This window comes from Shewanella sp. KX20019 (genome assembly GCF_016757755.1).
Taxonomy (GTDB): domain Bacteria; phylum Pseudomonadota; class Gammaproteobacteria; order Enterobacterales; family Shewanellaceae; genus Shewanella.
The window spans coordinates 1107697-1130546 of record NZ_CP068437.1 but is presented as its reverse complement, the minus strand read 5'-3'; the positions used below and the strand labels follow the sequence as shown (position 1 = coordinate 1130546).

The window sequence follows — 22850 nt, the reverse complement described above, 5'->3', positions numbered from 1 at the left end:
CTTCTCTTAAGAGCACTCATCTCGTTACCGATGATATCGCGTCTATTCTACTGTTTCTTAGGATGATAAAACTGACGAATATCTTGGGCTAGCTGCGCTAGAGAACCAGGCTCAATATACATCATATGTCCCGCGGCGTAATAATGCATTGAGACGCGGCTATTGTCGATACCGTTATCAGCAAAGGTATTTTCAGTGGCAAAAAACGGTGTCGCAAAATCAAAATAACCGTTAGCAACCAATATCCTTAAGTCTTTGTTTTCACGCTGAGCCCGACCTAGCATTGGGGCGACATTGACATAATGCATCTGCTTGCCGCTGACATTCCAATTCCAGCCACGATTAACTTCATAAGACAAGACATTGAATGGACGCGTCATCTTGATACCTAAGTCTTTATAGATATAATCGTGAATAGCGGCAGTATATGCCCCATCAATACCATAGCCTGACGGGTCATTATCAGTTCGCTCGCCACCACTGTCGTAGTCAACTCCCTTATATCGACTATCCAAACGTCCAACGGTCAGATCTTGCTCTCGCAGTAGTTGCTTGCTGTAACGGCTGGCACTGACACGTAAATTAACTCTGTCCAAGTAGTTCTCACTCAGCCCCGTAAAGCGTGCTAGCTGTTGACGTATATCTTGGTAAGTTTCACTATCGAGTCGATTGCCCTGCAGCAATGCCAAAGCATAATCTTTTAACGCAAACTGACGAGCGGCATCGATAAAGGCCTCTAGCCCTATCGCTTTATCAACAGCACTTACTTTATTGTGATAAAACGCAGTGGCTGCCATGGTCGGTAAAAAACCGATATAGGGCTGATTGTTACCTGGCTGGTAGCGTGCATGGCTAAAATCAAGAATCGATGAAATCAACATCACCCCATTAATAGAGATATCAGTCCAGCCGCCTTGTAGCTCATCAACTAGTGCTGCTGCTCGGGTGGTACCGTAACTTTCACCCGCCAGATACTTGGGTGAATTCCAGCGACCGTGCTCAATTAACCAACGGCGCATAAACTCAGCTATTGATTTTGCATCTTCGGTTACGCCCCAAAAGTCTGCTGCTTTATTATCGCCCAATGCACGGCTAAAACCAGTACCCACGGGGTCAATGAACACTAGGTCTGATTCATCAAGCATTGAGTATTCATTCTCAACCAAGGGATATGGCGCGGCGCCGTCATCGATAGCGTCACCCGGCACCACGACGCGCTTAGGGCCAAAAATGCCCATATGCAACCACAATGAAGCCGAACCTGGACCGCCGTTAAACACAAAGGTCACCGGGCGCTTAGTGGCATCTTTAACATCTGTGCGCAGATAACTAATTGAGAAGATACTCGCAAGTGGCAGGCCTTTACTGTCTTCTAAAATGGTCTCTCCAGCAATTGCCTGATAGTTAATTTTTTGGTCGTTAATTCTCGCCCTGTGTTCAGTCACCACGATTTCAGGTTCAATCGGTGCTGTAATCGGTTTTGTCTCAGCAGCGGTTGCGCTAAAAAAAAATACCGATGATGACAGCATAAATGAGGCTCTTACCGCCTGTTTGAGCATTTTGACAATGCTAGCTTGAGGGAACATAGTTCATCCTTTAATACTGTAAGCAGTATTTATTGTTATTTTAAGTACGATATTAAGGATGTCAGCTTACAAACTCTATTGAATAAGCGCAAAGCATCAATTGCAAACAGATTTGTCTGATAGCAATAATAAAGGGACCTCTAGGGTCCCTTTAATCTACTGCATAATGTTATCAAGCTATATGTCATTAATGGAACAGGTAGTTCAGCCAGCCCTGCATTCTTAGCAATACCTTTCGCATTATCGCCACATGAGCAAAATGTTCAGTATAAATAGCGATGTGACCAGAAACACCGGCTGGGAAACGTTGAATAATTTCATCCTGATCTTCCAGTTCAATAACAACGATAGCCCGGCCACGAACCATCATAAGGTTAGATGTAACAAGACGACCACCAGACTGGATCTCACCTTCAGCCATAGCGGGGATGATCTTCGCGACTTTCCCCTTAAAGACCACACCAGGAGCACCGTCTAAAATGACTTCAGCATCATCGCCTTCCTTAAGCCTGAGTAATGAGTTTTGCCAAAATGACCCTGCAAAAATACGGTCATCATCAGGAATGAAGCTCAGTAGAGACCGCAGCGGCATGGGCACGGCTACAATGCCAGGACGCAATGCCAATTGCGTCACCATTCCATCCGCAGGTGCTCTAACAACGGTTTGCTCTAGGTCAAATTGTGCTTTTTCAAGCTCACCTTGGATCCCAGCAACTTTGGTATTAACACCATCGACATTGGATTCAAACGCCAGTCGTACCCTTAACTCTTCGGCATTGGCAGCGGTCAACTGTGCTTCTGATGCTAAATAGAGTTGGCGCTTATTATCAAGCTCTAGCTCTGTAAAAGGTGAGTTTGCACCACCTCTTTTACGTCCTTTTTCATAACGAGCATAAGCTGACTTGGTTCTATCTTTATCGGCCGTTGCTCTTAACACTGCTGCTTTAGCCGTTTCCCAAGACGCTTCCAGTTGTGGCACTTCAAGTTCAGCCGCCACTAATGCGGCGCGTTTTTGCTTTACAATGGCTGCATATCTTGTGGGATCGAGCTTAAATAACACATCGCCTTTTTTGATCGGTGTGTTTGGTTCAACGTCCACAGAAACAACCACGCCTCGCACTAGCGGGTTGATCGGCGTTGTAACGAATATCTCTTTAGCAAAAGGCGTGTAAGGATGGTTGTAGTTCATTAATAAAATCAATGCACCAACAATAAAAATGCCACCCAAAATCGCTGTAGGTACCGTCCACTTTGTCAATGGGATCTTAAATATTTTAAAGATAGCGATACAGATAGCGGTATAGGTTAGAACGAGTAGTAAGTCCATATTACACTTTCCCCTCTAGTGATCCGCTAGTATCAGCCACTACAGGCTCGACTTGCTCGACTGTCGCGTCATCTCCTTCAACTACAGCTAATCTTTGTTCTAGTTTTCTTACGGTTTCAATCAAACTTTTTACCTCGCTTTCTAACAGTAGCTCTTTCTCTACTACTTGATTGAATCCCCAGCCACGGTCCTCGCGGTATAGCGTGGCCCAAATCCATAAAAATGGCCAAATAGCGTGCAAGGTGAAAAGGCTAACCCAACCTGCAACATGGATAGCGTCTTGCTGAGGGTGATTGCGGTCCTTGGCAATTTCATAAGGGATGTCATGAATCGCGATCACCCCGTAAAAAATGAAAATCGCAACGAAAAAAATAATTCCTAATGCAAAGTAATCTAAAAACACAACCCACTCCTTTTTAGTGTGTTACCTGAGATAGATAACTACCCCACAGTCGTAAAAACATATTGGCAACAAAATCACTACAAAGCCATGTTTTTTGATTTTAAACTTCATATTAGCCTAGGCTACTTCTATATAAATACGTGATCTTCTACGCATTTATGACCCATTTTACATTAGAAGGATTAAGCTCAGGGTAGACTAAAAATATAATAAACCTTACCTCAGCCACTTGTGTTACTTGGCTTGAGAGTAAGCCCCTACACGACTCATAAAGGTATAAACTATGATAGGTACAGCGTTAAGTGCGGGCGCAAAACGCGCGATGCTGCTTGGATCGGGTGAATTAGGCAAGGAGGTCGCTATTGAACTGCAGCGCTATGGTGTTGAAGTGATTGCAGTAGACCGCTACTCCAATGCACCAGCAATGCAGATAGCTCATCGCAGTCACGTCATCAACATGCTTGATGCAAGCGCACTCGAGCAGGTCATTAAACTTGAAAAGCCAGACCTAGTGATCCCTGAGCTTGAAGCGATTGCCACTCAAGCACTGGTAGAGCTAGAAGCGAAAGGGGTCAACATTATCCCAACCGCCAAAGCGACCCAGTTAACCATGGATAGAGAGGGTATTCGCTGTCTCGCTGCAGAAACATTGGCCATTCCCACCTCTCCATACTTCTTTTGCGATACCGAATTTGAATTCAAGCAAGCCATCACGACTATTGGTTTACCTTGTGTGGTAAAACCCGTCATGAGTTCGTCAGGTAAAGGGCAAAGTGTTATTCGCAACGAGTCACAAATCGATGCCGCTTGGCATTATGCTCAAGAAGGCGGAAGAGCCGGTGGTGGTCGAGTGATTGTTGAAGGCTTTATCGCCTTTGATTATGAGATCACTCTACTAACAATAAGCGCAGTTAATGGTATTCATTTCTGTGATGCGATTGGTCATCGCCAAGAAGACGGTGACTACCGTGAGTCATGGCAACCACAGATGATGTCTGCAGTAGTAACAGCTAAAGCCCAAGCAATTGGCAAAAAGGTGGTGCAAGCATTAGGCGGTTTCGGCTTGTTTGGTGTCGAGCTGTTTATAAAGGGTGATGAAGTGTATTTCTCTGAAGTGTCACCACGGCCACATGATACCGGAATGGTCACCATGATAAGCCAAGACTTATCTGAGTTCGCACTGCACGTACGGGCAATCTTGGGCTTACCCATCAGTAATATTGTACAACATGGGCCCAGCGCATCGGCGGTGATTCTGGCAGAAGGTCACTCAAGTAACATTCAGTTTTCAGGTATCGCCGAAGCTTTGATTGAGCCAGATACTCAACTTAGACTGTTTGGCAAACCGGAGATTGATGGCTCGAGACGCTTGGGCGTGACATTAGCCAGAGACACAACAATTGAGTTGGCAGTGGAGAAAGCTCTCTCCTCAGCCAATAAAGTGAAGGTCATTTTTTAGCTAAAAGTTCCCTAGCGGTAAGCTTTTTAATAGAAAGCTCTTTAACAAAAAGCCCTTTATGTAGCACAACATAAAGGGCTTTAATGTTTTGACGGTAACAGTCGCTAATGACTTGAATCCAGCACCGTGTTTACAGCTGATCCTTTTAAAAAGGCACTCAGATTATTAACCGCTATGTTTAACAGGTTTTGCCTAGCCTCGATAGTAGCCCATGCATTGTGTGGAGAGATGCTAATATTCGGCGCCTTTAGCAGAGGGTTGTTCTTTTGCGGCGGTTCATTCGACAATACATCTACACCACAAAAAGCAATTTCACCTTGTGCTAATGCTTGAGCCAGCGCTAATTCATCTACCAAGCCGCCACGAGCAGTATTAACTAACATTGCTGTCGATTTCATCTGCTTTAAAACGCTGCGATTAATGAGCTTATCGGTACTTGCCGTTAAAGGGCAATGCAGGGAAACGATATCGGAGTCACTAAACAAATTATCCAAAGTTGCCCAAGTGCAGCCATTAGGAAGTTCGACCTTAGCGTTGCGAGTATTTACTATCACTCGCATGCCAAATGCCAAGGCGATTTTAGCAACCGCTTGGCCAATATCACCAAAACCTACTAAGCCTAATATTTTACCTTTTAGTGACTGCAGCGGCGATAAGGTAAAACAGAAATCTTCACTCTCAGACCAAAGCCCTTGCATGACAGCGTCTGAGTGGCGAGCGACCTGCTGAGTCGCATGTAAGATATGTGCAAATACCATTTGTGCAACAGCATCAGGTCCATAACCCGGCACATTGGTGACAACTATACCAAGATCCGTTGCAGCCTTGATATCAACGACATTGGTCCCAGTTGCCAATACACCGATATATTTAAGCTTAGGCAGTTGCTTTAGGATCTCGGCATCAAGCAGGGTCTTATTGGTTAGCAACACTTCGGCATTTTTACTGCGGGCAAGAATATCTTGTGACGCAGTGCGCTCAAAACAACTCAGCTCACCCATTACAGCCAGTGGTTGCCAACTAAGATCGCCTGGATTAAGCGTATATCCATCTAAAACAACTATTTGCATCTGCTATTCTCGTACTGTATTTCGGCTATAAACCCATTGAGGCTGTTAGCCTTAGAACTTAAGGCTGGCACCAATATTCGCTTGGCCTTGCCACATGATGTCTGTTTGAATATTCCAGATACAACCCTGACCGCTGCAAAATAGCTCATTGTCTGCATTGACAAAGGTCGCATAGCCTTTCACTTCGGCAAACAACGAAAATGCACTGGTCGCTTGGTACTCTATACCAGCGCCTAATGCCACGGAAAAGCGGGTTTCATTAGAATAACCTCCGCTTGGTCTCATCTGAGTTAAACCGAGACTTGTGGTTACATAGGGCTTAATGTCTTGCATCGGGAAATACAAGCTGCCGCCAATATGAAAGTAGTCGACATCCATTTTAGTGATGACATCTTGGCTGAAATTACCACTTGCACGTAAGTCAGTCGATTGATGACTATAAAGCAGGTAAACATTGCCTGGATCTTTAGTGGTAAAGCCGAGCATCACCCCATAGTTTTCAGACTCGGACACTTTTACCGTGCCACTGTCTTCACCTTGGGTGCTGTAAATATCGAAGTCACTCGCACCGAAACTGTAGCCTCCAAAGGGGGCGACATAGACTTCAGCCGCTGCAGATAAAGAGCAAAATGCGGTCAATATTAGTGCTAGGCTTTTTTTCATAACAGATCCTTCTCGTTTTTCATTATTATGCAAGGTTAGCGCATACCTCTATCACCCTTAACCCTATCATAAGCAGCTTGAATATCTTGAGCTTTTGTTTTCGCCAGCTGCATCATTTCAGGTGGCAAACCTTTAGCGACTAACTTGTCGGGATGATGCTCGTTCATTAGCTTACGATAGGCTCTTTTAATCTCTTGGTCAGACATTGACTCTTCCATGCCCAAAACATCATAAGCATCTTCAACGGAAGTATGATTGCCACTGCCACCATTGCGGTGAAAGTTAAACTCAGCCTGCCAACGTGCAAGTAAATCGTCCAACTGCTTCTGGCTAAAACCTAACTCTTTAGCAATCGTCGATAGAATTGAGTGCTCTTTAGGATCTAACGTGGCATCAGATAACGCCGTTTGAATTTGGATCTCTAAGAACATCTGTAATAGCTCTTTGCGCCCCATAGAGATCAACCTGAAGGTCTTAAGGCAAGCATGGATATCAAAGTCGCTTTCCTTACCCTCTATAAAGGCTGCTTGAGCGTCGGCTCTTGCTTCACCACTTAAACGCATTTGATCCATTAGTGCGTTGGCAATACGAATATCAACTTCAGTCACTTGCCCTGATGCTTTCGCCACATGGCCCATAACAGCAAAAGTAGTATTAAAAAATAGCGCCTGTCGCTTACTGCTATTGCCGATCCCAGCTCGCAAGCTCTGGCGACGATCAAACATATGCCCAAGCCACAGTCCGAAAATTCCACCACCGATACGGCCAAACATAAACCCGATAATAAAACCGAAAACTTTACCCCAAATTCGCATTACTTACCCTTTTGTGTTTCACGTGCTTCAATTTGTGCCAAACGCGCTACAGTGCCTACATCACACCAATACTTGCCAAAATAATCACCTGTTACTTGCCCATTCTTCATTGCATCACGAAGCAAGGGCGCGAGCGCAAACCTCTGAACCGAGATTTGCGTAAACATATTCGGGTGATAAATACCCATTCCCGAGAACGTAAGTTTATTATCGCCAACCATCGATATCTTGCCATCCAATAGCGCGAAGTCGCCATTAGGATGTTGAGTCGGATTGTCGACTAACCACAAATGAGCAAGTTGTCCCGCAGCCAAGCACTCCATTTTAGGCAGAGCATCAATAAAGATGTCACCATTAATCACAAAAAATGGTTCATCACCGAGTAATGTTAATGCTTTCTTAATGCCACCGCCGGTCTCTAGTGCTTGTGTTTCTTCACTGTAGAGGATCTTCAGCCCCCACCTAGCACCGTCACCTAATGCAGATACCAGTTTATGACCGAGCCACGCATGGTTGATAATTACCTCTGTAAAGCCAGCCAGCGCTAGCTTTTCCAAGTGGTATACAATCAGTGGTTTACTGGCGACCTCAACCAAAGGCTTTGGCAGACTATCGGTTAACGGACGCAGTCTCTCCCCACGTCCAGCAGCTAAAATCATCGCTTTCATTTTTTGCCCCTAACAGCAGGAATGACCACGCTTGCAATCCATTGGCTAAACACACTCAGCTCTGGATAACGCCTCGCTATATCTCGAATATATTCCAATGTTAACGGAATATCAGCCATATAAGCGGGCTTGCCGTCACGGTAGTTCAATCTAGCAAAAATGCCGGCGGCTTTTATATGGCGTTGTAATCCCATTAAATCAAACCAGCGTTGATACCGGGCAAAGCTAACGTCTACTGGCAGTAGCTGCGCTGCTATCGCTTGCTCATAGTGGATAAGCATGAGCTCGTTGACTTGCTCTTCAGGCCAACGAATATAACAGTCTCTTAATAATGAAACCGCATCATAAGTCACTGGACCAATAACTGCGTCTTGAAAGTCGATCACCTTCAATTCGTTGTCTTGTAACATGATATTACGGCTATGGTAATCCCGATGCATACCCACTTGAGGCTGCTGCTTGACGTTATCGGTCAGGATTTGAAAGACCTTATCGGTCTGAACACGCACTTCATCAATCGATAATCCAAGATGATGAACGGCGAGCCATTGGCTAAATATGTTTAACTCCCGTAACACAAACTCATCGTCATAAATGGGCAACGCTGCATGTTCCGTCGCGGTGACTTTAGCGATATTGTTTAACAGCAATAGTGCTTGTTGATAATAGTGCTTTAGATTGCTTGGGTTCAATACCGATAACAACTGCACATCACCGAGATCACTTAGCAGCATAAACCCCTGTTCAGCATCGCCACTGAACACTTTCGGTACAGGGATGTCGCATCTTGAATAACTTTCTGCAATTTGTACAAACGGCGTTATTGGCACCAGTTTTGGTGGTGAATCAACTACAATATAGGAAACTGAGTCAAGGGTAACGCGAAAGTATCGCCTAAAACTGGCGTCCCCCGAAATGAGTTCAGGTGACACGTTTGCGCTAAAATACTGGTTTAGCCATGCATTTAACTGAAGAAATCTGGGATCTGACAAGGGCACCTCATGGCTCTTAAGAAGAAATTGCTTTATTATAACGACAAAATGGAAACAGCTAAGCGATTGAAACAAATTATTTGGCTGAGTTGCCCAAGAAAGGGTGCAACTTTTCTCCTCTTCAATAGTCCAGACTAAGAAATCATAATTAATTGACCTAAGATGCAGATCCGTTATTTTCTGGCCTTGAGCCTGCTTCCCCAATTAGTCTTGGCAAATGACGCCGATACTGCAACTGTTGAAAGTTCGCAGTGTATTATTGAGCCTCCAGTTAAGCCTTATGTCCCGCTGTATGATTTAGATAATCCTGCAGACCTTGAACGTATCTCCATTACTTCAGACCGCTCTGAAGCGCAAATGGGCAAACAAGCCAAATTCAATGGTGATGTTAGCTTCAATCAAGGGGGAAGAAACATCTCCGCTGATGAAGCGATACTTGACCAGGAGGCTGAAGAATTAGCCGCCAACGGTAATTTGGTATTTCAAGATGAACTCTTTACCGTTACAGCCGATTCTCTCGTGGCAAAAATGCGCAGTAATAGCGCGACCTTACTCGGCGCCAAATATTGGCTTCATGGCCAACAGATCCATGGTGACGCCAATGAATTAGAGATAACCAAAGATAACAACTTACTGCTGTCAAAAACCAATTTTACTACCTGCCCACCTGATTCACCATCATGGTTGTTGGAAGCCGATAGAATAAAAATTGATAGTAAAGAGGAGTGGGGAGAGATTTGGGATGCCAAACTCATCATTGGCGGACTTCCCGTAATGTATATCCCCTACATGACCATTCCAGTCTCGGATAAACGTAAATCTGGATTTTTATTCCCCTCCTTTAGTACCAGCACCACTAACGGCGTTGAAGTTGCTACACCCTACTATTGGAATATCGCTCCAGAGTTTGATCTAACGTTTACCCCCAACTATATGTCTGCTCGTGGTTTATACACTAAAACCGAATTTAGATATCTCGCGGGCGACAAACAACAAGGTCAGTTGAACTTTGAATTCTTGCCCGACGATGACAAGTTAACAAATAGCCCTAACCGTTACCTTTACCATTGGGAACATAGTGGTGCTATCGACAAAAACTGGCGCGTATTGGCAAACTATACCGACGTGTCAGACAACAACTATTTCAACGACCTAAATTCAGATGTGCAGCGTGCTACCGATAACCAGTTAACCCGTATTGGTGAAATTAGTTATTTTGAAGAAAACTGGGACATTAGTGGTCGCGTTCAAGACATCAAAGTACTTGGAGAGGAGGAGAAACCTTACCAGGTGATGCCTCAGTTCACCTTTAACTACCGAGCACCTGAATATTGGAATGGCTTTGATGTTAACTTGATGAGCGAAGTCACCAACTTCTCACATCAAGACAATGAATACTCTACCGCTACACGTTTACATATTGAACCCAGTATCTCTTATCCAATTCATGGACCAGCAGGCTCATTGACCAGTGAAGTCAAACTGCTGCAAACCAACTACTGGCAAGAGGACAACTCGAATCAATCTAGCTCAACTCTTGATGACAAGGTCAATAGAACCTTGCCGCAAGTGCGAATTCACGGTCAGATCAATTTTGAGCGTTTTACCGATTACTTCGATACTAACTACCGTCAAACATTGGAACCACAATTCCAATATCTTTATGTTGGCTATGAAGATCAATCTAACATCGGTATTTACGATACCGCTCAGTTACAAGACGACTATAACGGACTGTTTCGTGATCGCCGCTTTTCAGGCTTAGATCGCATAGCGGACGCCAATCAGTTCACTTTAGGTTTAACCACCAAGTTATTTGATGAGCAGAATAAGGAAATATTCAAGTTTAGCTTGGGACAAATAATGTACTTGGAAGACAGCCGTGTTGGCCTTAATGACGTTAATGGCAGTTCGGATACCTTTGTCCAAGAGAACACCTCTAACTCGGCGCTTGCAGCAGAGTTAAGTACCCAGCTTTATGCTGACTGGTTCTTAAGTGGATCGATTCAATACGATGCTAAAGAGAGCGAAAATAAGAAGAGCGAGCTCACCGTTGATTACCGACCAGGCAAGAATAAGCTGCTGCAAGCAAGTTATCGATACGTTCCTGATCTGCTCAATACTAATACCAATGAATCCGTTGATATTAAACAAGTAGGTTTTAGAGGTGCATGGCCAATTAATGACAGCTTGTACCTCGTTGGGAACTGGTATTATGACCTCAATGAAAGCCGTAGCGTCGAAACCTATACAGGATTTCAATATGAATCATGTTGCTGGGCACTACGTTTGAGTTATCATTACCGCATTAAGACCAATTACATTGACGAAGACAACCCAGTCAATGATACTCGAGAACTATTTGAAAGCGGCGTTTACCTGAATTTTGTGATAAAAGGTTTAGGCGGTTCAGGGCCTTTAGGGGTATCTGATATGCTTGATGACGGTCTATTTAACTATCGAAAACCGCTTTATTTAAAGAACTAAATTAACAAAATTAACTAAAATGCTGAACCTAGCTGAAGACAAGCAGTCAAAGCAGGACAAAAGAATCATTAACACGCTATGAAAATAGCGTAAATGACACTCATAAATGCCAAGGATTTTTGTGGATGAAACGCTGTAATCGATTGATTTTTGCTTTACTAACATTAGCAGTGAGCCAAGTTGCTCACGCTGCGGTTGAACCATTAGACCGAGTCACGGTGCAAATAAATGAAGGTATCATTTTAGAAAGTGAAGTGGCTGGAATGGTCAAGACTATTAAAGCTAACGCTGCTACCGCTGGGCAAAAACTACCATCAGATAATGCACTTCGAACACAGGTTATTGAACGTCTTATTTTAACGCGTTTACAGATGCAGATGGCCGATCGCATTGGCTTGAACATTGGTGATCTTCAGTTAGATCAAACCATTGAGAATATTGCCAAAGAACAAAATATAACCGTCGAGCAAATGAAAACGCAGATCGAACTTGATGGTACCTCTTTTGCGCAATATCGCGAACAGCTGCGTGAAGAAGTCACTCTTGGTGAAATCCAACGAATTCAAGTTCAACGCCGCATCCAAGTTTCGCCGCAAGAGATCAACAACCTGGTCAACTTGATAAATGAGCAAGGCTTGAAAGATGTTGAATTCCAGATTGGCCACATTTTGATCGACGTCCCAAGCGATGCGACCAGTGCTCAGCTTGAAACCTCAAGCAAAAGAGCCGACATCGTATTAAAACGCCTAAACGATGGTGATGACTTTAGAAGCATCGCCATTGCTGCCTCTGCGGGTCCAAAAGCGCTTGAAGGGGGTATTTGGGACTATATGAACATCAATGAGATGCCAACACTTTTCGCTGAAGTAGTTAGCGATGCAAAGGTTGGTGATGTTATCGGTCCAATCAAAAGTGGCGCGGGTCTGCACATCCTTAAAATCATGGATGCACGAGGCTTACAAACTCAAGAAGTTGAAGAGGTTAAATCACGCCACATACTATTAAAGCCATCTCCTATTCTGTCAGAAGAGCGAGCCAAAAGTATGATGGATAGATTCTTAGCGCAGATCCGCTCTGGTGAAGCTAAGTTTGAAGATTTGGCACGCCAATATTCAGAAGATCCTGGTTCTGCAGTGAAAGGCGGTGATTTGGGGTGGGCAGATCCTAATATCTGGGTGCCTGCATTTAAACAAACATTGAACACCCTCGAAGAGGGTGAGATAAGTGAACCATTCCGCTCAACTCACGGCTGGCACATTGTTCAGCTTGAAGGAAAGCGCACGACCGATGCAACCGATAAATTTAATACTAACCGAGCTCATCAGTTGATATATCGTCGTAAATTTAACGAAGAATTACAGAACTGGTTAGATGAAATGCGCGCTGAGGCATTTATCGATATTTTCGAGCCGGAACCGAATCGAGGTTAATCATATTGTCGACTAAACGAATCGCTATCACGCCGGGTGAACCGGCGGGTATAGGCCCCGATTTAGTAATACAACTAGCTCAGCAGGCTTGGCCTGCTGAGCTAGTTGTTTGTGCTGATCCGCAATTATTACAAACTCGAGCCAAAAAGTTAGGGTTATCAGTTCAACTGCGACCTTACCAGCCAAACCAACCAGCTAAAGCTCAAGAAGCGGGTACGCTCACCATTGTTCCTTTTACTTTGGAGAGCGAAGCGGTATGTGGCAAACTCGACGAGCAAAACAGTCACTATGTTGTCGATACACTACGTTTTGCCGGTGAGAAGAACATGGTGGGTGAATTTGATGCTGTGGTGACAGGTCCCGTGCATAAAGGGATTATTAACCAAGCAGGGATCCCATTCAGTGGCCATACTGAGTTTTTTGCTAATCAGGCAAATTGCCAAGATGTCGTCATGATGCTTGCAGCTCCTGGATTACAGGTCGCACTAGTCACGACACATATTCCACTGGCGTATGTAGCAAAGGCAATCACTCGAGACCGATTGCATCAGATAGTAAAAATTCTCCACAAAGATCTTGTGGAAAAATTTGCTATCCCAGCACCTAAGATCTATGTCTGTGGCCTAAACCCCCATGCGGGCGAAGATGGGCATTTAGGTAGAGAAGAGATCGATACCATCATACCTGCTCTTGAGGAATTAAGAGCGTTAGGTATGGATATCGTTGGTCCACTGCCTGCTGATACATTGTTCCAACCCAAATACTTAGAAGATGCTGACGTGGTACTCGCGATGTACCACGATCAAGGCCTTCCAGTACTAAAAGCTAGAGGTTTTGGCAGTTCAGTCAATATTACTCTAGGATTACCCTACATAAGAACATCGGTCGACCACGGTACGGCCTTAGAACTTGCAGGCACTGGTTCTGCTGATATTGGTAGTTTTGTCTGTGCATTGAATAGAGCCATTGATTTGGCTGCAAAGAATTAGTGAAAAAGTTGACCCATGAGTAATAAAGTACATTTAGGCCATACGGCTAGAAAACGCTTCGGCCAAAACTTCTTAACCGATCAGAACGTGATTAATCGAATCGTCGGAGCCATTTCGCCAGATAACAACCACGTTATGGTCGAAATCGGTCCCGGCTTAGCCGCGCTTACTGAGCCCGTTGCTAGCGGTATCGACAAATTAACGGTCGTCGAGTTAGATAAAGATCTAGTTGAGCGTTTAAAAAAACATCCAACCCTAAAAGATAAGCTTGAGATCCACCAGGGTGATGCGCTTAACTTTGATTTTAAACAGTTAGTACGTGAAGATATGCAGATGAAAGTATTTGGTAATCTGCCTTATAACATCTCTACTCCACTGATGTTTCATCTGTTTGAATTTGCACAATACATCGAAAATATGCACTTCATGCTACAAAAAGAAGTGGTATTAAGATTGTCAGCAAGCCCAGGGACTAAAGCCTATGGCCGCCTGACGGTGATGGCACAATATCATTGCCAAGTCATGCCAGTGTTGGAAGTGCCGCCAGGGTGTTTTACTCCGCCTCCAAAAGTAGACTCGGCTGTTGTGCGTTTAGTGCCTTATAAAACTAAACCTTTTCCCTGTAAAGATGTGGACATGTTAAGGCATTTGACAACAACTGCATTTAATATGCGTCGTAAGACATTGAGGAATAACCTCAAGCACATGATTAGTGATGATGAGTTCTCGCAGCTTAATATCGACGCTACATTACGACCAGAGCAAATAAGTGTTGAGCAATACGTTGCCATGGCAAACTTGTTCATCGACAAGCAAGCTTAAGGCATCAAGTTGGTTTCAAAACCTAAAAAAGGGCATTTATTTGCCCTTTTTTTTATTCGAATTAGAGCACATTTTCTATCTATTCAGTACCAGTGCCATTACTATAATGTTAACCAGTTATTGATTTTTCATACTTAAGGCTAAACATGACCCAAAGTACGACAACCGTAAAAGTTGAAGTTAAAACGGAATATATTGAAGCCCAGTCAACCCCAGATGAAGAGAAGTTTCTATTCAGTTATACCATTACCATTATTAATCTGGGCGACCAAGATGTCACTCTGAAAAGCCGCCATTGGTGCATCACTGATGCCAATGGACGTAAGAGCGAAGTCCAAGGCGCCGGCGTCGTTGGTGAAACCCCAACAATAAAGCCAAACACTGCGTACCAATACACAAGCGGTACCGTTTTAGAAACCCCATTTGGCGTAATGGAAGGTAGCTACACCATGCAAAAAAGCGATGGTGAAGAGTTTAAAGCGCCTATATCAGCATTCAGTCTTGCCGTTCCAGGCTTGCTTCATTAAAGGTTATATCGTTACATGGCGAATTATTTTGTAGGGGACATTCAAGGCTGTTTTGAAGAGCTGGAATTAGTACTGGGTAAAGTAGCATTTAACCCTTCAACAGATTGTCTCTGGGCCGTCGGAGACTTAATAGCCCGTGGAGACGGTTCGCTGCAAACGCTACAGTATTTTAAATCATTGGAAGGCTCCGCCAAGGTGGTACTCGGCAACCACGATCTACACTTACTTGCAGTCCACGGAAAGTTAAAACGCGTTAACCCTAAAGACCATTTAACCGAGCTGTTAACCTCTGCCGATATTGGAATCCTCATTGATTGGTTGCGTCTTCAGCCACTTTATCAAGAATATCCTGAGCAGAATATTCTAATGACCCATGCGGGCATTCCGCCACAGTGGGATCTGGACACACTAAGGCATCAAGCGGATATTGTCGCTAATGCACTGCAGCAACCCGATTACTTAAGCGCTTTAATTGCAAAAATGTATACCGATTCAGTTGATAACTGGCGTGATGATTTAACTGAACTTGAGAGAAAAATCTATACCATTAATGCGCTGACACGCATGCGTTATTTATATCCCGACGGTCGTTTAGACTTTGATTGCAAATTACCGATTGAGCAATGTGACAACCCGCAGCTGTCGCCTTGGTTCAGCCATAATGCCCCACTTCGCGCCGAACACACTCTGGTCTTTGGCCATTGGGCTGCCATTATGGGTAAAGTTAACTCGCCAGCACTACAGGCGCTCGATACTGGCTGCTGTTGGGGAGAACACCTAACACTATGGCACCTAGAGTCGGACCAAAAAATAACTCAAACTAAGTTAAAAAAGAGTTAAACTAAGCGCGCACTCGGTCGATATAACATAACAGTGTGCCTTCCAATGTAATGTCGTCATCTGGAATAATATAATAATAAACGGAGCTTCTATGAAATTAAATGTTGCCACTAGAGTGATTGGAGGGTTCACAGTTGTCACCTTCCTGCTCGTCGTATTAGGCGCTGCATCATGGTTTACCAATAGTAAGCTAAAAACCAGTACAACATTATTACAAGAGCTTAGTCTTCCTGCTTTAGAGTCGAGTAACCTTCTATCTAAGACTCTCTCCCAGCAAGAGAAACAAGTTTTAGTGGCCTACCATAGCCCTGATAGCAAAACTATTCCTGCGATTAAATCTCAATTTACATCAGCCAGTAAAACCTTCACCAAAGAACTTAGCCAGCTTACCAGTTTAGTCAGTGACAGAAGTGATTTCAGCCAAGTCATCAGAAAGCTAAAAGGTGCTTATAGTAAGTTTGAAAGTGAAAGTGAAAGCATGATCACTGCCCATGAAAATGCATTACTAACTCAAGCCACGATTAAAAGTAAATATGATGACGCTGAAATGGCGGTAGATGATAGTGCATCACTTTTACTTGATCTTATCGATTTGGAGCTAAGTGAAGATCTCGTCGAGCAGGAGATCGCGGCCACAGCAGCGACACTAGATTCCAGCTTAAGCAGTATTGTGAGTACCAGCTTTGACTTAATCGGCACCACAGATAGATCAAAATTCGTTACCATATCTAAAGAACTCGACTATATCGTCAGTGACACCAAAAACAGACTGCAATATGTCACTAACCATTGGGATGGTGTTGTTGAAGCGGAACTCATTAATGAAATTAATCTTGAATCTGCAAAAGTATTTGCACTGATTAATGGCAGTAACTCGTTAATTGACTTAAAAGCTAAAGAGATTGAACTGAATAACAAAGCGTCTCTTCTACTAAAGTCTGTCGAGAAAGACGCCAATAACGTCAATAAGCATATGGCAAGCCTCACCTCGACAATTGAGTCTATCTCCAAAGAGGTCAGTGAAAGCGCAATAAAAGATATCGATAATGCCAGCATACAAACACTGATCTTGGTACTCATTGCCATTGTGGTGGCCATTGTGGTCAGTATCGCTGTTGTGCGACCTCTTACCCGTTCATTGGATAAAATTAATCACGCCCTAAATGTTCTGGCATCTGGCGACTTAACTCATAAGCTTGATGATACAGGGCATGATGAATTTGCTAAGTTGTCAGCTAACTGCAACAAACTCGTCGACAGCTTACGTGCACTAATTCAAGGGATACTTAACCGCTCAGACCAGCTTGCTGCGGCAGCAGAAGAAACTTCAGCCATTACCGCCCAAACAACGGTAGGTATCCAAGAGCAGAAGAGTCAGGTGGATCAGGTCGCTACTGCAACCACCCAGCTAAGCTCTAGTGCGCAGCAAGTGACAGCGAGCGCAGATGAAGCCCTAAGCCAGATCAAAGCCGCTGATGATGAAAGCCGACATATGCGTCTTATTGCTGATGAGAACAAACGCACCATACTTGCATTAGCTGACGAAGTATCAAAAGCAGGAGTGGTGATTAATAAAGTTCATGCCGATAGCGCGTCCATAGGCTCAATATTAGATGTGATTAGAGCAATTGCAGAACAAACCAACTTACTCGCGCTCAATGCCGCCATTGAAGCTGCAAGAGCCGGAGAGCAGGGTCGAGGCTTCGCCGTCGTCGCAGATGAAGTGCGTAGTCTAGCGTCTAGAACCCAAGATTCAACACAAGAGATCCAGCAGATGATTGAAGTGCTGCAGCAAGGAACTCAAGAGGCTGTTGCTGTGATGGAGCTAGGTCGTTCACAAGCTAACTCCTGCGTTGAAAAAACAGAGCAAGCAAATAATGCTCTTGAAAGTATTAGTGATGCAGTGCATCGTGCCCACGACTCAGGTACCCATATTGCACACGCAGCACAAGAGCAAAACTTGGTAAGCCAGCAAGTTTCAGAGAAGCTTGAGCACATCGCTGCAATCTCAGAAGAGACCTCAACTGGCGCAGATCAAACCGCACAGTCTAGCCATCAAGTAGCACAGCTTGCTGAAGAGCTTCAAGCCTCGGTAAAAGAGTTTCGAGTTTAGGCATAGATTTAAGGTAATAGCTTAACGATGAAAAAAGAGGACTGTATCCCAGTCCTCTTTTTTGTAGCGTAGTGCTCGACTTTTAAGTCATGTACTGATGGAATACCTTACTAGCCCAACTAACCTTTAAGAATGCTGGGTTACAGTAAGCGCAATCATCCAAGATAGAGAAACATACTTAACTACGATTTACGCTGCTATTAGTGCTAGATGCCAGCTATAAAAAAACCGGGAAAACCCGGTTATTTAAAATTCGATAGTAAATTCTGAAGTAGAATTAACCGCCAGCTAAACGGTCATTAATCGCTATCGTAATTTCACTTGCCGAATGGCCATTATTTTCAGCCCACGCGGCAATGGTTACACCATCACTTTCTGTTTTACCTAGATGAGATGCTGGAAGCCTCTTAGCAACAAAGGTACCTACTGCATTGGCTCCACTCTTCATGGCAAACCTTAGTAAACTATCACCATTGCAAGAAACACCATCATATATATTACGTAATTTAACCCGACTTTCCTTTAGCTTTTTACGTAAACGGTTTTTGTCATCACTGGCTACATAGTTACAAATATTTGCAGCTAATTGATCTTGATTGGCTAATGTTGGGGTCGATATTGATATTGAAGATGCCACAATCAGTGCAGCGATGCTCATGGATAGCAAGCGCATCAGACACTCCTTATTCTTTTAGTTTTTATTTATTATTAAAAAAGCACTTATTAATATGAATGCCTTATTTATCATCGTTACAGGGTACTAAACAACCCGTCTAACTTAACATTTTCTACCCATTTTGATAAAGGAATATTCCAATTGCTTATCACTTATTGCTACATCACGTGACATTTCTAGCCAAGAACCATCATCCCACTGGGGGAAATAGGTGTCACCTGCGACTTCTAATGAAATTTCAGTCAAATATAAAATATCTGCTACGGCTAGCAGACTAGCATAAAGCTGCCCTCCTCCCATTATAATTAGCTCTTCACAGTCGCCAGCGGCAAGCTTGGCATCTTCAAAACTAGTGACTGTTGTTACACCCTCTATAACAAGGTCAGCTTGACGGCTAATCACAATATTATGCCGCCCCGGCAGTGGGCGGCCAATTGATTCATAGGTCTTTCGTCCCATTACTACCGGCTTACCTAAAGTAACGGCCTTAAAATGGCGCAGATCTTCAGGCAGATGCCATGGCATTTTGTTGTCTTTACCAATAACGCGGTTATTCGCCATAGCGGCAATCATAGCTATTTTCAAAACAGTTCCTTTTTAATTTTGTTAGATGACTGGACGCGAGCGAAAATAAAGTAAGCTAGGCATAGCGAGGCCAACAGAAAGTGCGCCGAGGATAAATACAGTTTTTAGACCATTACTGATAACTTCTGATATGAGCTCTGGACTAACATGAGACTGTGCCGTTAACTGAACCAATGCTATTACAGTATTAAACGCATACGAACCAGGGATCATCGGGATTATAGCAGCAACCGCATACATCAAAGGTGGCGCGAGGTGACGTTTAGCAAAGCCAATTGTCACTATGCCCACAAGTGCAGCAGCCAAGAATGTAGCCCATTCAATTGGCAAACCGAAACTTAACCACAGGGTGCGACTACCATGGCCCATGGCTCCCGCTAATGCACAATAAGGCAAGAAACGACGCGGTACATTAAACACCATAGCAAACCCAACCGCAGGAATAGCTGAAAAGATAGCATCGTTTAGCATGGCCAAAATAAGCGATATCATAAAAACAATCCACCCATTTGCATCGCCATCGTAATCCCAATCACAGATGAAAGCGTCAGCAGAGTAGCATGCCCCCAGCGTGATATACCGACATTTAAGTGCCCCTTTACCATATCAGATATTGAGTTAATCATCGGAAACCCCGGCACCAGCATCAGTACACTAGCTGCCATAGGTAATTTAGGGGTGTCAGTGAGGTCAAACTGAAAGCCTGTTTGCGCCACGATGGTGGTGACAAAGGCTGTCACGCTGAAATTAAGTAGTAAGTTAAAATGGCGTTTGGCGATGGAGAGTCGCACGAACATGCCGATAGCAGAGGCTAAAAAAGTAATCATACAAGCTGCAATATCACCACCGAATAGATGGCAAAAGCTGGCACAAGATAAGCCTATCATCGGAACCACATATTTTGCAGGGTAGGTCTTAGGCTCGATGCGAGCAACACGTTTACGCACTTCATGCAGGCCGTATATGCCCTTTTCCGTCAACAGACAGATACGTTGAAGTTCGCACACTATGGTCATATTAATCCCATGTTCACGCGTTCGTCTGGTTGTTGTAATGCAGCGCCCATGAACAAGGCTAGTTAAAACGAGGCTGTTGGAGGAAATTGATATTTCGACACTGGCTAAACCAAGGGCAAAGCCTAAGCGCTGACTAATCTCTTCAACAAGTTCAGAGTCAGCGCCATAAGCGAGGAGAAGTTGAGCAACCCTAACGACTTGACGTGTAATATCATTTTGCGTGTCAGCGTACAATTCTCAACATCCTCTGTTGAAACTACCTATCGTTGATAGATAACCTCAACATCATAATCATCATCGTCGAAATCGTCGTCATCAGAATCACCTTCGTAATTCTCATTGACTGACTCATTAGCATTTTGATGGTAATTATCCCACTTGAACTCAACTTCGGCTTCAACATCAACTTCCTCTTCAGGAGGCAACGATGCAATGAAGTCCAGAAGCTTAAGTGCTAATTCAGCAGTTCCTTCGCGGTTATAAGCTGAAATAGTAAATACTTCGCCATCCCACTCAAGGTCTTTAACAATCTTGTCGATTTTTTGTTGCAGCTCGTCTTCGAGCATCAAATCGGCCTTGTTAATCACTAACCAGCGTGGCTTGCCTGCAAGCTTAGGCGAATGTTTCTCTAGCTCAGCAACGATAGCACGTGCAGATTCTACCGGGCTGCTACCATCAATAGGCTCAACATCTAAAATGTGTAGCAGTACACGGCAACGTTCTAAGTGCTTCAAGAACTGAACACCAAGACCAGCACCATCTGCTGCACCTTCGATTAGACCGGGAATATCCGCAATCACAAAGCTTTGGCCAGGTCTTGGGTTAACGACACCAAGGTTAGGCACCAACGTAGTAAACGGATAATCCGCTACTTTTGGTTTTGCTTTCGATACTGAGCGAATAAACGTCGACTTACCGGCATTCGGCATACCAAGCAGACCAACATCTGCAAGCAACATCAGCTCAAGCCTCAAGCTGCGCACATCGCCATCAGTACCGAGTGTTTTCTGCCTAGGTGCACGGTTAGTACTGCTTTTGAAGCGAGTATTACCTAGACCATGGAAACCACCTTTGGCCACAAGCATTTTTTGGCCGTGTGTGGTTAAATCACCAAGAGCTTCTTCTGTCTCAGCATCTATTGCTCGGGTACCGACAGGCACTTTAAGCACGAGATCTGCGCCGCCATGACCGGTACTGTCTCGACCACGACCGTTCTTACCGCGCTCAGCATTATGAAAGCGTTCAAACTGATAGGTAATTAGCGTGTTAAGGTTTTCGTCAGCCTGCAGATAAACACTGCCGCCGTCGCCACCATCACCGCCATCTGGACCACCATCAGGAACATATTTTTCACGTCTAAAACTAACGCAACCACTGCCACCATTGCCCGCTTCAACACGGATAATCGCTTCATCGACAAACTTCATACCAACTCCTGGCACCACAGAATGAAAGAATTATACTCTTAACGATTCTAGTCGCCAAAAAACAATTTACTTAATATTAAAAAAAACAAAGCCCCACCAATGGCGGGGCTTAGTATCAATCTTAGCGTAAAGCTAAAGATTAATCTTCAATGCTGATGAACTTGCGGTTCTGTGGACCTTTAACTTCAAACTTCACTTTACCAGCGGTAAGTGCGAATAAAGTGTGGTCACGACCGATACCAACATTAACACCAGCGTGGAATTTAGTACCACGTTGACGAACGATGATGTTACCAGCTAGAACTGATTCGCCGCCAAAGCGCTTTACACCAAGACGTTTACTTTCTGAATCGCGGCCGTTACGAGTAGAACCGCCAGCTTTTTTATGTGCCATGAGTTAGACTCCTAATTAAGCGCTAATAGCTGTAATTTTAACTTCGGTGAACCATTGACGATGGCCCATCTTCTTATCGTGGTGCTTACGACGACGGAACTTAACAATAGTTACCTTCTCCGCACGGCCGTGGCTAACTACTTCAGCAACAACCTTACCACCTTCAACTAAAGGTGCACCTACGTGTACAGTCTCACCATCTGCAACCAAAAGAACTTGGTCGAACTCGATAGTATCGCCTGTAGCGACTTCTAATTTTTCTAAACGAACTGTATGACCGGCTTCAACGCGATGTTGCTTGCCGCCACTTTGAAAAACAGCGTACATAGCTATTTTACTCCGATATTCTAACACGCCGCTCAAACATTATAGATTGATGCAGGGGTGCTATAAAAGCTTTAATGACAATGGTCGCGGAGTTTACGCTAAGAACCCGTATCTGACAAGTGCTAATTGAGTAAGAATAAAAAAAGACCCAAATAACTCTCACTATCGGCGACAACTACTGTCTTGCGGCGTAAATTTAGGTAGAATCTTTCTATTATAACATTAACGTCTTAA

The 22850-nt window shown here is 44.0% G+C and carries 23 protein-coding genes; 8 read left to right on the top strand and 15 right to left on the bottom strand.

The window, feature by feature from the left end; all coding sequences use genetic code 11:
* Nucleotides 1-47: 47 nt before the first annotated feature.
* The 3 genes from JK628_RS04930 to JK628_RS04920 form a co-directional block, all read right to left on the bottom strand.
* Nucleotides 48-1586, bottom strand: coding sequence for a S10 family peptidase (locus tag JK628_RS04930; RefSeq protein WP_202288193.1), 1539 nt, complete (start codon nt 1584-1586; stop codon nt 48-50).
* Nucleotides 1587-1773: 187 nt separating this feature from the next.
* Nucleotides 1774-2913: an HlyD family secretion protein gene (locus JK628_RS04925; RefSeq protein WP_202288192.1), complete on the bottom strand. Its 1140-nt coding sequence runs from the start codon at nt 2911-2913 to the stop codon at nt 1774-1776.
* A gap of 1 nt (nt 2914) precedes the next feature.
* Entirely contained in the window at nt 2915-3316 is a 402-nt protein-coding gene (locus tag JK628_RS04920; protein WP_202288191.1) for a DUF3302 domain-containing protein, read from the bottom strand.
* A gap of 283 nt (nt 3317-3599) precedes the next feature.
* Here JK628_RS04920 and purT point away from each other — a divergent pair, with 283 nt between their 5' ends.
* On the top strand, nt 3600-4775 hold the full coding sequence (purT, locus tag JK628_RS04915) for a formate-dependent phosphoribosylglycinamide formyltransferase (protein ID WP_202288190.1): 1176 nt from the start codon (nt 3600-3602) through the stop codon (nt 4773-4775).
* A gap of 104 nt (nt 4776-4879) precedes the next feature.
* Here the strand turns inward: purT and JK628_RS04910 are convergent, their stop codons facing one another.
* From JK628_RS04910 to JK628_RS04890, 5 genes are read right to left on the bottom strand one after another with little or no spacing between them, the layout of a single operon-like run.
* Nucleotides 4880-5845: a D-2-hydroxyacid dehydrogenase gene (locus tag JK628_RS04910; protein ID WP_202288189.1), complete on the bottom strand. Its 966-nt coding sequence runs from the start codon at nt 5843-5845 to the stop codon at nt 4880-4882.
* A 51-nt stretch (nt 5846-5896) separates the two neighbouring features.
* A complete protein-coding gene (locus JK628_RS04905; RefSeq protein ID WP_202288187.1) occupies nt 5897-6508 on the bottom strand; it encodes an outer membrane beta-barrel protein in 612 nt (203 codons plus the stop codon).
* Nucleotides 6509-6543: 35 nt separating this feature from the next.
* On the bottom strand, nt 6544-7323 hold the full coding sequence (djlA, locus tag JK628_RS04900; protein ID WP_202288185.1) for a co-chaperone DjlA: 780 nt from the start codon (nt 7321-7323) through the stop codon (nt 6544-6546).
* The gene (gene murU, locus JK628_RS04895) at nt 7323-7991 is read right to left on the bottom strand and encodes an N-acetylmuramate alpha-1-phosphate uridylyltransferase MurU (protein WP_202288183.1); all 669 of its coding nucleotides are present in this window, start codon (nt 7989-7991) and stop codon (nt 7323-7325) included. Before murU ends, djlA begins: the two co-directional genes overlap by 1 nt.
* Nucleotides 7988-8989 (bottom strand): aminoglycoside phosphotransferase family protein, encoded by a 1002-nt coding sequence (locus JK628_RS04890; protein ID WP_202288182.1) that lies wholly within the window; start codon nt 8987-8989, stop codon nt 7988-7990. The genes murU and JK628_RS04890 overlap by 4 nt, the downstream gene beginning before the upstream one ends.
* Nucleotides 8990-9145: 156 nt before the next feature.
* On the opposite strand from JK628_RS04890, the gene lptD reads away from it, so the two are divergent.
* The 7 genes from lptD to JK628_RS04855 all read left to right on the top strand — a co-directional run bounded on the left by lptD (nt 9146) and on the right by JK628_RS04855 (nt 18191).
* The gene (gene lptD / locus JK628_RS04885) at nt 9146-11470 is read left to right on the top strand and encodes an LPS assembly protein LptD (protein WP_202288181.1); all 2325 of its coding nucleotides are present in this window, start codon (nt 9146-9148) and stop codon (nt 11468-11470) included.
* A gap of 125 nt (nt 11471-11595) precedes the next feature.
* Nucleotides 11596-12900, top strand: coding sequence for a peptidylprolyl isomerase SurA (gene surA, locus JK628_RS04880; protein ID WP_202288180.1), 1305 nt, complete (start codon nt 11596-11598; stop codon nt 12898-12900).
* A 5-nt stretch (nt 12901-12905) separates the two neighbouring features.
* Nucleotides 12906-13889, top strand: a complete 984-nt coding sequence (gene pdxA, locus JK628_RS04875) for a 4-hydroxythreonine-4-phosphate dehydrogenase PdxA (protein ID WP_202288179.1) — start codon at nt 12906-12908, stop codon at nt 13887-13889.
* A gap of 15 nt (nt 13890-13904) precedes the next feature.
* Entirely contained in the window at nt 13905-14711 is an 807-nt protein-coding gene (gene rsmA, locus JK628_RS04870; RefSeq protein ID WP_202288178.1) for a 16S rRNA (adenine(1518)-N(6)/adenine(1519)-N(6))-dimethyltransferase RsmA, read from the top strand.
* A 146-nt stretch (nt 14712-14857) separates the two neighbouring features.
* A complete protein-coding gene (gene apaG / locus JK628_RS04865) occupies nt 14858-15238 on the top strand; it encodes a Co2+/Mg2+ efflux protein ApaG (RefSeq protein ID WP_202288177.1) in 381 nt (126 codons plus the stop codon).
* Nucleotides 15239-15253: 15 nt separating this feature from the next.
* Nucleotides 15254-16078, top strand: a complete 825-nt coding sequence (locus tag JK628_RS04860) for a symmetrical bis(5'-nucleosyl)-tetraphosphatase (protein ID WP_202288176.1) — start codon at nt 15254-15256, stop codon at nt 16076-16078.
* Between the two features lie 91 nt (nt 16079-16169).
* Nucleotides 16170-18191 carry a methyl-accepting chemotaxis protein gene (locus JK628_RS04855; RefSeq protein WP_202288175.1) on the top strand — a complete coding sequence of 674 codons (2022 nt, stop codon included), beginning with the start codon at nt 16170-16172 and terminating at the stop codon, nt 18189-18191.
* 277 nt (nt 18192-18468) lie between these two features.
* On the opposite strand, the gene JK628_RS04850 is transcribed toward JK628_RS04855, so the two are convergent.
* The 7 genes from JK628_RS04850 to rplU form a co-directional block, all read right to left on the bottom strand.
* The gene (locus tag JK628_RS04850; protein WP_202288173.1) at nt 18469-18864 is read right to left on the bottom strand and encodes a DUF3718 domain-containing protein; all 396 of its coding nucleotides are present in this window, start codon (nt 18862-18864) and stop codon (nt 18469-18471) included.
* Between the two features lie 105 nt (nt 18865-18969).
* Nucleotides 18970-19452: a type 3 dihydrofolate reductase gene (folA, locus tag JK628_RS04845; protein ID WP_202288171.1), complete on the bottom strand. Its 483-nt coding sequence runs from the start codon at nt 19450-19452 to the stop codon at nt 18970-18972.
* A gap of 21 nt (nt 19453-19473) precedes the next feature.
* A complete protein-coding gene (locus tag JK628_RS04840) occupies nt 19474-19944 on the bottom strand; it encodes a threonine/serine exporter family protein (RefSeq protein WP_202288169.1) in 471 nt (156 codons plus the stop codon).
* Nucleotides 19941-20702: a threonine/serine exporter family protein gene (locus tag JK628_RS04835; protein WP_202288167.1), complete on the bottom strand. Its 762-nt coding sequence runs from the start codon at nt 20700-20702 to the stop codon at nt 19941-19943. Before JK628_RS04835 ends, JK628_RS04840 begins: the two co-directional genes overlap by 4 nt.
* Nucleotides 20703-20728: 26 nt before the next feature.
* Nucleotides 20729-21895 carry an Obg family GTPase CgtA gene (gene cgtA, locus JK628_RS04830; protein ID WP_202288165.1) on the bottom strand — a complete coding sequence of 389 codons (1167 nt, stop codon included), beginning with the start codon at nt 21893-21895 and terminating at the stop codon, nt 20729-20731.
* Nucleotides 21896-22034: 139 nt separating this feature from the next.
* On the bottom strand, nt 22035-22289 hold the full coding sequence (rpmA, locus tag JK628_RS04825) for a 50S ribosomal protein L27 (RefSeq protein ID WP_202288162.1): 255 nt from the start codon (nt 22287-22289) through the stop codon (nt 22035-22037).
* 15 nt (nt 22290-22304) lie between these two features.
* Nucleotides 22305-22616, bottom strand: coding sequence for a 50S ribosomal protein L21 (gene rplU, locus JK628_RS04820; protein ID WP_202288161.1), 312 nt, complete (start codon nt 22614-22616; stop codon nt 22305-22307).
* Nucleotides 22617-22850: the final 234 nt, after the last annotated feature.